Here is a 12,184-nt window from a genome sequence, read left to right on the forward strand (position 1 = left end):
GGGGTACCCATGCTTTACGTGCAGCGCGACGACCAGGGCAAACTGGTGCGGGTCGAAGCGGCCGAGTTCGCCGGCCACACCGGCCAGCTCCCCGCCGACGACCAGGACGTGCTCGCCTGGTACTCCAACCAGGCCATCGAGGCCAGCCTGCTGCAACTCAAGCAGAGCGACAGCGAGATGATCCGGGTGCTGGAAGACCTGATCAGCGTACTGATGACCAAAGGCGTCCTGCGCATCACCGACCTGCCGCCGGCCGCCCAGTCCAAGCTGCTCAGCCGGACCCAAGCGCGGGAAGCCCTGGGCGGGCTCAACCGGCTGATCAACGACGACGACGCGGGCGTGATCTGAGCACAGCCCCGCGCACGTCCCTCCGGGCTAGTGCCCTACCTCAGGCTCCAGGCCGGCCTGCCCGGCCCCTTCCCACTCGAACACCAGGGCCTTGAGCCCGCCTTCCGGGTCCTCGTCGGCGAATTCCGGCGGGTTGGCCAGGCGTTCGCGGAACACCAGGCCAGGCGCTTCCTCCCCCATCGTGCGAATGATGAAGTCGGCCCCGGTGGCCGGGTCGTTCACGCAGGCCAGCACCCGGGCGCCGGGGGCCAGCAGTTCCGGCACGCGGCGGAGGATCTTGCGGTAGTCCCGGTCCAGCTCGAAGCTGCCGCGCTGGAACGACGGTGGATCGATGATCACCAGCCCGTAAGGCCCTTCCCGCTTCAGCCGCCCCCAGGACTTGAACAGCTCATGCCCCAGAAAGCTCACCCGCCCCAGGTCATGGCCATTGAGACGGTGGTTGTCGCGCCCACGGGCCAGTGCCGCGCGGGCCATGTCCAGGTTCACCACCGCCTCGGCGCCCCCGGCGATGGCCGTCACGGAGAAGCCGCAGGTGTAGGCGAACAGGTTCAGCACCCGGCGCCCCGCCGCCACCTCGCGCACCCAGCGGCGGCCATGGCGCATGTCGAGGAACAGGCCGATGTTCTGGTTGCGCATCAGGTCCAGCCGGTAGGCCAGGCCGTCCTCGTGCATGGTCCAGGCATCCACCGCCTCGCCCCACAGGCACTCGGTCTCACTGCCGGGTCGATAGCGGTGCTGCAGCAGTACACTGCGAACGCTTCCAGCAGGCCAGACAGGGGCCTCGGCCAGCGCCAGCAGCAGCGCACGCAAGCCTTCCAGCGCCTCGGCCGGCGGCTCACGGAACAGCGCCACCAGCACCACGCCCTCCAGCCAGTCCACCGTGACGTGCTCCAGCCCCGGCCAGAGCCGGCCACGGCCATGGAACAGGCGCCGGGTCTCGGCCGGCGGCTCGGCCAGGGCCGTGACGAGTCGGTGCCGGAGGATGTCGAAGGAATCGGGAGTCATGGCGATACGCGTCGGGAAAAGGGGCGGCATTCTAAACCAAGGGCCGCCTCGCTGGAGTCATCGGCGCCTTCCGCTACGCTCACAACCAAGGTTCCCCGCAGGAACCGATAAGGCCGCCCGGACCCGCAGTACCCAGGATCACGACCCGACAGCATGAATGCACCCGCCCCCTCCAAGCCCCCTCCCCACCAGCGCACCCAGCAGCTGGCGCGGCTGTTCACCACCCTGACCATCCTGGCGATCCTGGCCATGGAGGCCTGGCAGGTCTGGCTCGACTACCGGCAGGAGTTCCACCGCGCCGAAGTCAGCGCCACCAACGTCACCGGCGCCGCCGCCGAACACGCGCGCGACGCCATCCGCCAGGCCGATGCCCTGCTCTACGACCTGATCGAACAGGTCGAGCATGACGGCTTCGAACGGCTGGACACCGCCCGCATGCACCGGCTGATGAAACGCCAGCAACAGTTCCTGCCGCAGCTCCACGAGCTGTTCATCTACGACAAGGACGGCAACTGCGTGGTGACTGACCGCGAGGTGGGCGGCCAGCCGATGAACAACGCCGACCGCGAGTACTTTCGCTACCACCGGGACGACCCCGACCACCGCGTGCACATCAGCCAGGTGATCCGCAGCCGCTTCACCGGCGACCTGGTCATCCCCATCTCGCGGCGCATCGAGGACCGCAACGGCCAGTTCGCCGGCGTCGCCGTGGCCACCCTGGAAGTGGCCTACTTCAACCGTTTCTACGAAACCTTCGACCTGGGCGATCGCGGCATTATCGTGCTGGCCGAACAGAACGGCACCATCCTCGTCCGCCACCCCTTCGACCCCTACGCCACCAGCCGCAGCCTGGCCAAGACCCACATCGTCAAGGACCTGCTGCCGGAAGCGCCAGCCGGGGTCACGGTGGCCCGCTCCTCGCTGGACGACGTCGAGCGCCTGTTCAGCTACCGCCAGTTGCAGGACTACCCCCTGCTGGTGGAGACCGGCATCTCCACCCAATCCATCGCCGCCCCCTGGCTCAACCAGGTGGCCCGCTCATGCCTGGTGGTGGTGGTGGTGATCGCCGGCCTTGTCGTGTTCGCCGCCACCCTGGTGCGGCAGATGGAACAGGGCGCGCTGGCCGAGGAGGAGCTGCGCCTGGCCCACGAAACCCTGGAGCAACTGGCCCTAGAGGACGCCCTCACCGGCCTGGCCAACCGCCGCCGCCTGGACGCCGTGCTGCCCATTGAGGCCAGCCGGGCCCGGCGCCTGGGCACACCGCTGGGCATCGTCATGCTCGATATCGATTACTTCAAGCGCTACAACGACCACTACGGCCACCTTGCCGGCGACCAGTGCATCCGCGCCGTCGCCCAGGTACTGGCCGGCTTCGCCCGCCGCCCCGGCGACCTGGCCGCGCGCTACGGCGGCGAGGAAATGACCCTGCTGCTGCCCAACGCCGACCCCGAGGACACCCAGCGCATCGCCGAACAGATCCGCCAGGCCGTACGCGCGCTGGAGATCCCCCACAGCGGCAGCGACCACGGCGTGGTCACCGTCAGCCTCGGCTACCACGTGTACATGCCCCTGCCCCTGGACAACACCCACGAAGCGCAGCTGCTGCGGGCCGCCGACGAAGCCCTGTATCACGCCAAGGACGCCGGCCGTGACCGGGTTCACCCGCCGGCATCCTGAGCCCGGCAGGCCGTCGAAAAGCGCTGCACTCCGCCCCACACCCTGCGCTACCATGGCGCGCCGCCCGGCAGTGGATGCCGGGCGCCTCTCCTCCCCTGTTCTTCCAAGGAACGACAACGACAATGCTGTACGTCGTCATGCTCGGTGGCCGGCACCCCCGGGCCAAGATCGAAGTCCACGACGTGGTGTTCGCCTTCGCCGACACCATCGAAGACACCTACCCCCGCCTGCGTGAAGAGTGGTTCGGCAGCCGCGAAGGCCTGCACATCGACTCCTGGATGGCCATCGAAGGCGTCGACGGCTACCGCGTCAGCCTCAGCAGCCTGGCCCCGGCGCCCGGCTCGCCCCGGCTCTACTTCATCAACCTCGGCGGCTACGAACCCGGCTCCTTCGGCGAAGCCCACCGCTACCTGCTGGTGGTCGCCCGCGACCGCGCCGAAGCCAAGGAGCGCGGCAAGCGCCGCATGCACGCAGGCTGGGACAAACCCCACACCGACGCCCTGCTGGACGTGGACGACTGCATCCCCATCGACCTGCTCGACGGCCGCTACGTCCACCTCACCGAAGGCGAGCACCGGGGCATCACCCAGCGCAGCGACTACATCGTCCTGTCCTGACCCCCACCGGCCACGCACCGGGCCGCCCGCAGCCGCGCGGCGGTCACCTGCCGCACCTGGGCGCGGCTCTGGGCGATGTGGGCGGTCATGCGTGCGCAGGCGTCGTCCACATCCCGCCGCAGGATCGCCGCGAGCACGGCGGCGTGCTCCTCGTAGGTAGCGGCGATCCGCCCTTGCACCCCGAAATCCAGGCGCCGCACCACGCGGATACGCTCGCTCACCTCGCGGTGCACCCGCGCCAGTTCCGGGTTGCCGGCGGCCGCTACCAGTTCGCAGTGGAAGGCCTCGTCCCAGGCCGCCACCTCGGCATCCACCTCGCTGCGCCGGGACGGTGGCACCTGCCAGCGCGCGCAGAGCGGTGCCAGGCTGGCGGCAGCATCGGCGGCCTCGCACAGTCGCTCGATGGCCGCCCGCTCCAGCACGATGCGCAAGTCGTACAACGCCTCGAAGCGCTCGAACTCGAACGGCAACACCTCCCAGCCGCTGCGGAAATGCACCTGCAGGTAGCCCTCCTGCTGCAGGCGGTCCAGCGCCTGGCGCACCGGCGTGCGACTCACCGCCAGGCGCGCGGCTACCTCGCCCTCGCTGAAGCGGTCGCCGGGCAGCAGGCGGAAATCGGCAATGTCGTCCTTGAGCTGGCGGTAGACGGTCTCCGCCAGGCGTGGCGGCCCGTTCACCATCGGCTCAACGACCGCCCAGCGTCGCCACGTAGGCGCGCCAGCCCCCGAAGGCCGTGATGTCGCGGGCGCCTTCCAGGCCGCAGGGCTCGCAGATGAACCCCTTCACCCAGCGGCCATCCTCCAGTTGCAGGCTGCCGATCCCCAGGGGCGGCGGCACCTCGGCGACGAACTCACCGAAACGCGCCAGGGGTACGTCCCACAGCTCGACGATGATCGCGGCACCCTCCTGGCCGCGCACCAGGCCGGGCTTGGGCGGCACCGAGCCGGCCAGCGCGTGCAGGCGGTAGCACGGGGCGGTGCGGGTCTCCTCCACCCGCACCGCACCACGGGTGGTCAGCTGATGGTTGAGCGGCATCCCGGTCAGGTGCGCCCCCACCACCGCCACCCGCACGCACTCGGGCGCCGGGACGGGCGGCGCCGCTGGCGGCAGCGAGCGCCCGGTGGCCCCCAGCGGCAGCCCCAGCGCGGCCTGCCAGCGTCGCCCCAGGCTGGCCAGGGCCTGGTCGTGCCAGGCCGGGGCGATCAGGGTGATGCCGGCCGGCAGGCCGTCCTCGCGGAACCCCGCCGGCAGCGCCAGGGCACTCAGGTCAGCGAGGTTGGTGAAGTTGGTGTAGGTGCCGAACTGGCTGTTGTAGAGCAGCGGCTCGCGGGCCATTTCCGCCTGGGTGCGCAGGGTCGGTGAGGTGGGCACCAGCAGCGCGTCGAACCCTGCCAGCACCTGCTGGATGCGTCGGGCCAGCGCCGCCCGGCGGTACTCGGCGCGGTAGGCGTCGCAGGCGCTGAAGTCGCGGCCGCTCTCGACGATGCCCCGCACCACCGGGTCCATCGCCTGGGGCCGGGTCTGCAGCAGGCTCCCCACGGCCACGGTGCGCTCGGCCACCCAGGGCCCCTGGTACAGCTCGCGGGCCAGCTCGGTAAACGGACCGAAGTCGATGGGCACCACCTCGGCGCCCAGGGCCTCGAAACGCTGCACGGCCTGCTCGAACACCGCCTGGTTGCGCCGGTCGCCGAAGAACTCGGGCGCCTCGGGCACCGCCAGTCGCGGCCGTGCCCCGATGGCCACCGGCGCGGTGGCCGGGTTGCGCCGTGCATAGGCGTCCGCTTCATCGAAACCGCCGGCCAATCGCGCCACCTGCTCGGCATCGTCCACGGTCAGGGCGAACACCGAGATGCAGTCCAGGCTGCGGCAGGCCGGGACCAGCCCCTGGGTCGACAACCAGCCCCGGGTGGGCTTGAGGCCGACGATGTTGTTGAAGCCCGCCGGCACCCGCCCCGAGCCGGCGGTGTCGGTCCCCAGGGCGAAAGGCACCAGGCCACGCGCCACCACCGAGGCCGAGCCGGAGCTGGAGCCCCCGCTGACATAGGCCGGATCGAAGGCATTGGGCACCGCGCCAAAGGGCGAACGCACCCCCACCAGGCCGGTGGCGAACTGGTCCAGGTTGGTCTTGCCCAGCAACACGGCACCGGCCGCCTGCAGCCGCGCCACCACCGTGGCATCGGCCTCGGCGAGGTAGGCGAACGCCGGGCAGGCGGCGCTGGTGCGCCAGCCGGCGGCGTCGATGTTGTCCTTGATGGCGAACGGCACGCCATAGAGAGGCAGGGCCGCCAGGTCGCCACCCGCGGCCTCCAGCTGGCGGGCCAGGGCGGCGAGACGCTCGGTCAGCTGGGCCGGTTCGGCCAGCACGATCCAGGCCGGGTCTTCCCCGCGCAGGGTCTCCAGCAGCTCATGCAGGCAGTCGGGCTGCAGGCGGCCGTCACGGTAGGCCTGCTGCCAGTCGTGCAGGGTCCAGCCGGTGGTGGGCAACAGCGGGGTCTTCATCGGGGCGCTCCATCTTGTATCCAAGTTGGCGACGCCCGCTGCAAGCGCCGGACCAGAAGCCGGGAACCCAGTCACCACGCGGCCTGTCGCATCTGCAAAGGCCCCACGCACCTGGCTGGACGCCCGCCGACGGTGCGTGAGCGCCTCATCGCAGGGCCTCCGTCGAGCGGCACGGCCCATCGCTTGGACGGGCTGCTCTCGGCCCCCCGAAAGCGCTAGACTTGCCAGCATTTCGCCATCCCGGTCCCCGGCATGCCCACGAGCCCTGTCTACATCACCCCCGACCAGCTGTGCGTCGGCCTCTACATCCAGCTCGAACTGGGCTGGTGGGAACACGACTTCACCTTCAGCAACTTCAAGATCCGCGACGACAACCAGGTCACCGCCCTGCGCAAGCTCGGCCTCAAGCGCCTGCGCTACGACCCGTCGCGCAGCGACTGCGAGCCCCTGCCGCTGCAACCGATCACCGCGCCGACCGAGGTGCTGGAGGACACCCCGCCCCCGCCAGCACCGGAAGAAGCCGCGCGCCAGGCGCGGATGGTCCAGCTGAGCAAGCTGCGCACGCGCCTGGCCGAGGTGGACCGCCGCTTCGTCCAGGCGAGCCAGCGGGTCAAGGCGATGAACCAGGCCCTGCGCAACCAGCCAGAAGATGCCCTGCGCCAGGCTGGGGAAGTGGTAGGCGAATTGGTGGAAGCCATCCAGGGCGAAGACGGCGCCGCGCTGCACAGCATCAACGGCAAGGCCCACGACGATGCCTACGTGCACCCGCTCAACGTCACCGTGCTGTCGCTGATGCTCGGCCGCCAGCTCGGCTACGACAGCGAGGCCTGCCACAGCCTCGGGCTCGGCGCCCTGCTCCACGACATCGGCAAGATGGACATCCCCAGCCAGGTGCTGCTCAAGCCCGAGCCGCTGACCCGCCCGGAACAGCTGCTGCGCCAGCTGCACACCGAGTACGGCCTGCGCCGGGCCAGCAGCTGATGCTCGACGACGAAGTGCTGCGGGTCATCCACGAGCACCACGAGCACTGCGACGGCACCGGCTACCCGCGCCAGCTGTCCGAGGCCGCCATCGGCCGGCTGAGCCGGGTGGTGTGCATCACCAACCACTTCGACGGCCTGTGCAACCCGCGCGACCCGCGCGCCGGCCTCAGCCCCCACGAAGCGCTGAAGCAGATGTTCGCCCTGCACCGCTCGCGGTTCGACGACGTGATGCTCAAAGCCTTCATCCGCTGCATGGGCGTCTACCCGCCGGGCAGCCTGGTGCAGCTGGAGGACGATCGCTACGGCCTGGTGCTCGGCATGCACCCGAGCCAGCCGCTGAAGCCGACGCTGATCCTCTACGACAGCCAGGTGCCCAAGGAGGAAGCCCTGATCGTCGACCTGGAGCGCGAACCGCGCCTGGCCATCGCCTCCGCCCTGCGGCCGGCCCAGGTGCCGCCCGAAGCACTGGACTACCTCAACCCTCGCCAGCGCATCACCTACTACATCGACCCGCGTACCCGCGGCTGAGCCGCGTGGGCGGATTTCCGCCACCCATTGCCTCCCAGACCCCGCCATGGTGGCGGGTACCCGCCAGCCCACGGCCGGCATGCCTCCCGGCAAGCCCCGTGCCACCTGGCCTGCGACCATCTGGCACAGCCCTTGCTATTTCGGCCGCCCACGGAGGTCTCAGGACCACCGTTCGCAGCCGCCGCCACATGCGACGGCCAGAAGAACGCAGCGCCACCGCCCGGTCGCGCCCTCACAAAGGGCCCGGCCACACCGCGTGCACAGGGTGGCAGGCGCAGCCCGGAAGACTGGAAGGTTCATCGATGAAGAAACTGCTGCTGGCACTGACGTGCCTGAGCGTGGTCGGCTGCTCCCAGCCCGACGCCCCCGAACAACCCCTCGACGTGCTGCTGATCGGCGGCGGCATCATGAGTGCCAGCCTCGGCACCTACCTCCACGAGCTGGAGCCCGAGTGGACGATCGAGACCTTCGAACGCCTCGACCAGGTCGCCGAGGAAAGCTCCAACGCCCTGAACAACGCCGGCACCGGCCACTCGGCCTTCTGCGAGCTGAACTACACCCCCGAGACCGCCGACGGCGGCATCGACATCAGCAAGGCCGTGGCGATCAACGAATCCTTCGAGATCTCCAAGCAGTTCTGGGCCTACCAGATCGACCGTGGCGTGCTGAAGAACCCCCGCTCGTTCATCAACAACGTCCCGCACATGAGCTTCGTCTGGGGTGACGACAACGTCGCCTACCTGAAGAAGCGCCACGCCGCCCTGCAGCACAGCAACCTGTTCCGCGGCATGGAATACAGCGAAGACCACGCGCAGATCGCCCAGTGGGTGCCGCTGGTGATGCAGGACCGCGACCCGGCACAGAAGATCGCCGCCACCCGCATGCCCATCGGCACCGACGTGAACTTCGGCGAGATCACCCGCCAGCTGTTCGCCTCCCTGTCCGAGTCGCCCAAGTTCAAGCTGAACCTGAGCCATGAAGTGCGCGACATCGTGCGCAACGAAGACGGCACCTGGAAGGTGGTGGTGGCCGACCTGGCCCACGACGGCGCCGAGCGCGCGGTCAACGCCCGCTTCGTGTTCATCGGTGCCGGCGGCGGCGCCCTGAAGCTGCTGCAGAAATCCGGCATTGCGGAAGCCGAAGGCTACGCCGGCTTCCCGGTGGGCGGCTCCTTCCTGATGACCCGCAACCAGGACGTGGTCGCCCGTCACCACGCCAAGCTCTACGGCAAGGCCTCGGTCGGCTCCCCGCCCATGTCCGTCCCGCACCTGGACACCCGCGTGGTGGACGGCCAGGAAGTGCTGCTGTTCGGCCCCTTCGCGACCTTCTCCACCAAGTTCCTGAAGAACGGCTCGCACATGGACATGTTCAGCGCCATCACCACCGACAACATCGGCCCGATGACCACCGCCGGCATGGACAACCTGGACCTCAGCCAGTACCTGGTCGGCCAGCTGATGCTCGACCAGGACGACCGCATGGCCGCCCTGCGTGAGTACTTCCCCGATGCACAGGACGCCGACTGGGAACTGATCCAGGCCGGCCAGCGCGTGCAGGTGATCAAGAAGGACCCGGTGAAGGGTGGCGTGCTGCAGTTCGGCACCGAAGTGGTCAGCGCCGCCGACGGCTCCATCGCCGCCCTGCTGGGCGCCTCCCCCGGTGCCTCCACCGCCGCGCCTATCATGCTCAGCGTGCTGGAGAAGACCTTCCCCGAGAAGCTCAAGAGCGACGCCTGGCAGGCCCGCCTGAAGGCCATCATCCCGTCCTACGGCCGCAAGCTGAACGACGACCTGGAGCTGACCAACAGCACCCGCGCCTGGAGCCACGAGCGCCTGCAGCTGGAGTTCATCCCCGTCCAGCCCGAGAGCGCCCCGGCCCCGGCCGCCACCCTCTGATCCCCCCGCCCCGCCCGTCCTGGGCGGGGCATTTTTCCCCGGTTAATGATAACGTTGCTGCACCGCTCCATCGGTGAGTTGTCCCAGCAGTTACCTCGACGGCTCATGCTTTGCTCTATCCGATATCGCCACAGCCGCTGCCGAAACAGGCAGCTTGCGTACTGGCTGCCCTGATCGGAATGAAACAGCACCTGCTGCGGTTTGCCTCGTTGCTCGTAGGCTATGTCCAGCGCCTTGATGACCAACTCAGCATCCGGCTTGACGGAAAGTGCCCAGCCGATCACTCGCCTTGTATGCAGATCCAGCACCGCCGCCAGGTAATGCCAGCGACCTTGCGTCCAAATGTAAGTGATTGGTCTGTCCCGGGACTGGTGGACAGGTAGTTAAGAGCTACTGCTCGCATTTCGCCGCTCAAACTCCATCGGACTGAGATAGCCCAACGTCGAGTGGCGACGGCGGTGATTGTAAAAGCGGATGTAGTCGAACAGGTCGGTTTTCGCCTCCTGGTAGCTGGCGTAGCGAGTCAGGTACACCCGCTCAGCCTTCAGCGAACGGAAGAAGCTCTCCATCGCGGCGTTGTCCCAGCAGTTCCCCGGACGTGAATGGCTGGGCACGATTCGATGTCGCCGAAGCAAGGCCTGGTAGTCGTACGCGCAGTATTGGCTGCCACGATCCGAGTGCAGCAGCACTTCTTTTTTCGGCTGTCGACGTGCAACGGCCATCTCCAGCGCGGCATGTACCAAAGCCTGCCGCATGCGGTGGTGCATCGCCCAACCGACGACAGCGCGTGAATAGAGATCGAGCACGACGGCCAGATACAGCCAGCCTTAGGCCGTCCGCACGTAGGTCATGTCCGAGACCCAGTGCCGATTGGCGCGATCCGAGGCGAACTGGCGATCCAGATGGTTCGGGGCAATCGGCAGAGCATGACGACTGCTGGAAACCAGCCGCCAACGCTTGCGCGAACGAACACGCAGGCCGGCTTCGCGCATCAGTCGGGCGACTCGGTGTCGACCACACGCATGCCCCATGGCCGCCAACTCGGCCTTGATTCGGCGATGGCCATAGATCCCATTCACCTCATGGTGGATGGTGCGGATCTCCTTGCTCAGACGCCGATTCGCCATCTCTCTCGCCGAAGGTGGCCGCTGCTGCCATGCATAGAAGCCGCTGCGGGATACCCGCAGCAGCCGACACATTGGCGCTACGGGATAGCGACCGGCCAACGCCTCGATGGCGCGGAACTTCACTTCGTGGGCTGCGAGAAGATGGCGAGCGCCTTTTTTAAAACATCGCGCTCCATGGTGACCTGAGCCAGTTGCTGGCGTAGACGACGCAGTTCCGCGCTCTCGCCTCGCTGCTTGCCGTTGCCCGGAAAGGCATCGTCACCTTGCTGCTCGTACTGGCGCTTCCATTTGCCCAACAGGCTTTCAGCGATGCCCAGCGTCTCGGCTACATGACGAAGCGGCGTGCCTGCAAGTACTTGGTCTACCGCCTCGCGTTTGAAGGATTCGGGAAAACGTCGTCTGGTCTGGGTCATGAACACTCCTTGCGGTGGACATTATCCACCTAAGGAAAGTCTGAAGAAGACTTCCCGAATCTGGTGAAATACACCGATCCCGTTGCCTAAGTTCTCCGATGAAGCAGATGACCTTCGCCGACGCCGAGTACGCCGGTAAGCGCAAGCAGACCCGCAAGGAGCTGTTCCTGATCGAGATGGATCAGGTGGTGCCGTGGAAGGGGCTGATTGCCCTGATCGAGCCGCACTACCCCAAGGGTGAAGGCGGCCGTCCGGCGTACCCGTTGATGGCGATGTTGCGCGTACATCTGATGCAGAACTGGTTCGGCTACAGCGATCCAGCGATGGAGGAAGCGTTGTACGAGACCACCCTCCTGCGCCAGTTCGCCGGCCTGAGCCTGGAGCGCATTCCCGACGAAACCACCATCCTCAACTTCCGCCGCCTGCTGGAGAAGCACGAGTTGGCGGCTGGGATTCTGGCGATGATCAATGGCTACCTGGGTGACCGGGGTCTGTCGCTGCGCCAGGGCACTATCGTCGATGCCACGCTGATCCACGCCCCCAGTTCGACCAAGAACAAGGACGGCAAGCGTGACCCGGAGATGCATCAAACGAAGAAGGGCAACCAGTATTACTTCGGCGCTAAAGCGCATATCGGTGCCGACGAAGAATCGGGCTTGGTGCACAGCGTGGTGGTGACCGCCGCCAATGTCGCGGACATCACCCAGGTCGACAAACTGCTGCACGGCGAGGAAAACGTGGTGTGTGCCGACGCTGGTTATACCGGAGTCGAAAAACGCCCTGAACATGAAGGCCGCCGAGTCATCTGGCAGGTCGCGGCCCGACGCAGCACCTATAAGAACCATGGCAAGCGCAGTGCCTTGTACAAAGCGATCCGCAAGATTGAGAAAGCCAAGGCTCAAGTGCGGGCGAAGGTTGAGCATCCATTCCGCGTGATCAAGCGGCAGTTCGGCTACACCAAGGTGCGCTTCCGCGGATTGGCCAAGAATACTGCGCAGATGGTGACGCTCTTTGCCCTGTCGAATCTGTGGATGGCCCGCCGACATTTGCTGGCCAGCGCAGGAGAGGTGCGCCTGTAACGCGAGAATGGCT

General features: G+C 67.6%; 10 protein-coding genes and 2 pseudogenes. 7 read left to right on the forward strand and 5 right to left on the reverse strand.

The window, feature by feature from the left end; genetic code table 11:
- Positions 1-9: 9 nt before the first annotated feature.
- A complete protein-coding gene (locus RTK35_RS03425; protein ID WP_074968056.1) occupies positions 10-348 on the forward strand; it encodes a tryptophan synthase subunit beta in 339 nt (112 codons plus the stop codon).
- A gap of 27 nt (positions 349-375) precedes the next feature.
- Here RTK35_RS03425 and RTK35_RS03430 read toward each other — a convergent pair whose 3' ends face one another.
- Complete coding sequence (locus RTK35_RS03430; RefSeq protein ID WP_316907379.1) at positions 376-1,353, reverse strand: class I SAM-dependent methyltransferase; 978 nt, start codon at positions 1,351-1,353, stop codon at positions 376-378.
- Positions 1,354-1,506: 153 nt separating this feature from the next.
- Between RTK35_RS03430 and RTK35_RS03435 the strand changes: the two genes are divergently transcribed.
- Positions 1,507-3,030 (forward strand): sensor domain-containing diguanylate cyclase, encoded by a 1,524-nt coding sequence (locus RTK35_RS03435; protein ID WP_316907380.1) that lies wholly within the window; start codon positions 1,507-1,509, stop codon positions 3,028-3,030.
- A 122-nt stretch (positions 3,031-3,152) separates the two neighbouring features.
- Positions 3,153-3,647 (forward strand): DUF1543 domain-containing protein, encoded by a 495-nt coding sequence (locus RTK35_RS03440; protein ID WP_044400559.1) that lies wholly within the window; start codon positions 3,153-3,155, stop codon positions 3,645-3,647.
- Here RTK35_RS03440 and RTK35_RS03445 read toward each other — a convergent pair.
- Both RTK35_RS03445 and atzF read right to left on the reverse strand, forming a co-directional pair.
- Positions 3,629-4,327, reverse strand: a complete 699-nt coding sequence (locus RTK35_RS03445) for a GntR family transcriptional regulator (RefSeq protein WP_316907381.1) — start codon at positions 4,325-4,327, stop codon at positions 3,629-3,631. The genes RTK35_RS03440 and RTK35_RS03445 overlap by 19 nt on opposite strands.
- A gap of 4 nt (positions 4,328-4,331) precedes the next feature.
- Positions 4,332-6,146: an allophanate hydrolase gene (gene atzF, locus RTK35_RS03450; protein WP_316907382.1), complete on the reverse strand. Its 1,815-nt coding sequence runs from the start codon at positions 6,144-6,146 to the stop codon at positions 4,332-4,334.
- 252 nt (positions 6,147-6,398) lie between these two features.
- On the opposite strand from atzF, the gene RTK35_RS03455 reads away from it, so the two are divergent.
- From RTK35_RS03455 to RTK35_RS03465, 3 genes are all read left to right on the forward strand, one after another.
- Complete coding sequence (locus RTK35_RS03455; RefSeq protein WP_316907383.1) at positions 6,399-7,127, forward strand: HD-GYP domain-containing protein; 729 nt, start codon at positions 6,399-6,401, stop codon at positions 7,125-7,127.
- Positions 7,127-7,657, forward strand: a complete 531-nt coding sequence (locus RTK35_RS03460; RefSeq protein ID WP_316907384.1) for an HD-GYP domain-containing protein — start codon at positions 7,127-7,129, stop codon at positions 7,655-7,657. Before RTK35_RS03455 ends, RTK35_RS03460 begins: the two co-directional genes overlap by 1 nt.
- A gap of 302 nt (positions 7,658-7,959) precedes the next feature.
- The gene (locus tag RTK35_RS03465; protein ID WP_316907385.1) at positions 7,960-9,552 is read left to right on the forward strand and encodes a malate:quinone oxidoreductase; all 1,593 of its coding nucleotides are present in this window, start codon (positions 7,960-7,962) and stop codon (positions 9,550-9,552) included.
- Positions 9,553-9,614: 62 nt separating this feature from the next.
- Here the strand turns inward: RTK35_RS03465 and RTK35_RS03470 are convergent.
- Together RTK35_RS03470 and RTK35_RS30450 are read right to left on the reverse strand one after the other, a co-directional pair.
- Positions 9,615-9,905, reverse strand: a pseudogene (locus tag RTK35_RS03470) (DDE-type integrase/transposase/recombinase); the annotation flags it as partial.
- Positions 9,906-9,935: 30 nt separating this feature from the next.
- Positions 9,936-11,092 (reverse strand): annotated as a pseudogene (locus tag RTK35_RS30450) (IS3 family transposase).
- Positions 11,093-11,190: 98 nt separating this feature from the next.
- Here RTK35_RS30450 and RTK35_RS03490 point away from each other — a divergent pair.
- On the forward strand, positions 11,191-12,171 hold the full coding sequence (locus tag RTK35_RS03490) for an IS5 family transposase (protein ID WP_222899717.1): 981 nt from the start codon (positions 11,191-11,193) through the stop codon (positions 12,169-12,171).
- Positions 12,172-12,184: the final 13 nt, after the last annotated feature.

The organism is Pseudomonas sp. zfem003, assembly GCF_032621675.1.
GTDB classification, from domain to species: Bacteria; Pseudomonadota; Gammaproteobacteria; order Pseudomonadales; family Pseudomonadaceae; genus Metapseudomonas; species Metapseudomonas otitidis.

Excerpts from the sequence above, each read along its gene's own strand:
- RTK35_RS03425 (WP_074968056.1), top strand. The coding sequence starts at position 10 with ATGCTTTACGTGCAGCGCGACGACCAGGGCAAACTGGTGCGGGTCGAA.
- RTK35_RS03430 (WP_316907379.1), bottom strand. The coding sequence starts at position 1,353 with ATGACTCCCGATTCCTTCGACATCCTCCGGCACCGACTCGTCACGGCC.
- RTK35_RS03435 (WP_316907380.1), top strand. The coding sequence starts at position 1,507 with ATGAATGCACCCGCCCCCTCCAAGCCCCCTCCCCACCAGCGCACCCAG.
- RTK35_RS03440 (WP_044400559.1), top strand. The coding sequence starts at position 3,153 with ATGCTGTACGTCGTCATGCTCGGTGGCCGGCACCCCCGGGCCAAGATC.
- RTK35_RS03445 (WP_316907381.1), bottom strand. The coding sequence starts at position 4,327 with ATGGTGAACGGGCCGCCACGCCTGGCGGAGACCGTCTACCGCCAGCTC.
- atzF (WP_316907382.1), bottom strand. The coding sequence starts at position 6,146 with ATGAAGACCCCGCTGTTGCCCACCACCGGCTGGACCCTGCACGACTGG.
- RTK35_RS03455 (WP_316907383.1), top strand. The coding sequence starts at position 6,399 with ATGCCCACGAGCCCTGTCTACATCACCCCCGACCAGCTGTGCGTCGGC.
- RTK35_RS03460 (WP_316907384.1), top strand. The coding sequence starts at position 7,127 with ATGCTCGACGACGAAGTGCTGCGGGTCATCCACGAGCACCACGAGCAC.
- RTK35_RS03465 (WP_316907385.1), top strand. The coding sequence starts at position 7,960 with ATGAAGAAACTGCTGCTGGCACTGACGTGCCTGAGCGTGGTCGGCTGC.
- RTK35_RS03490 (WP_222899717.1), top strand. The coding sequence starts at position 11,191 with ATGAAGCAGATGACCTTCGCCGACGCCGAGTACGCCGGTAAGCGCAAG.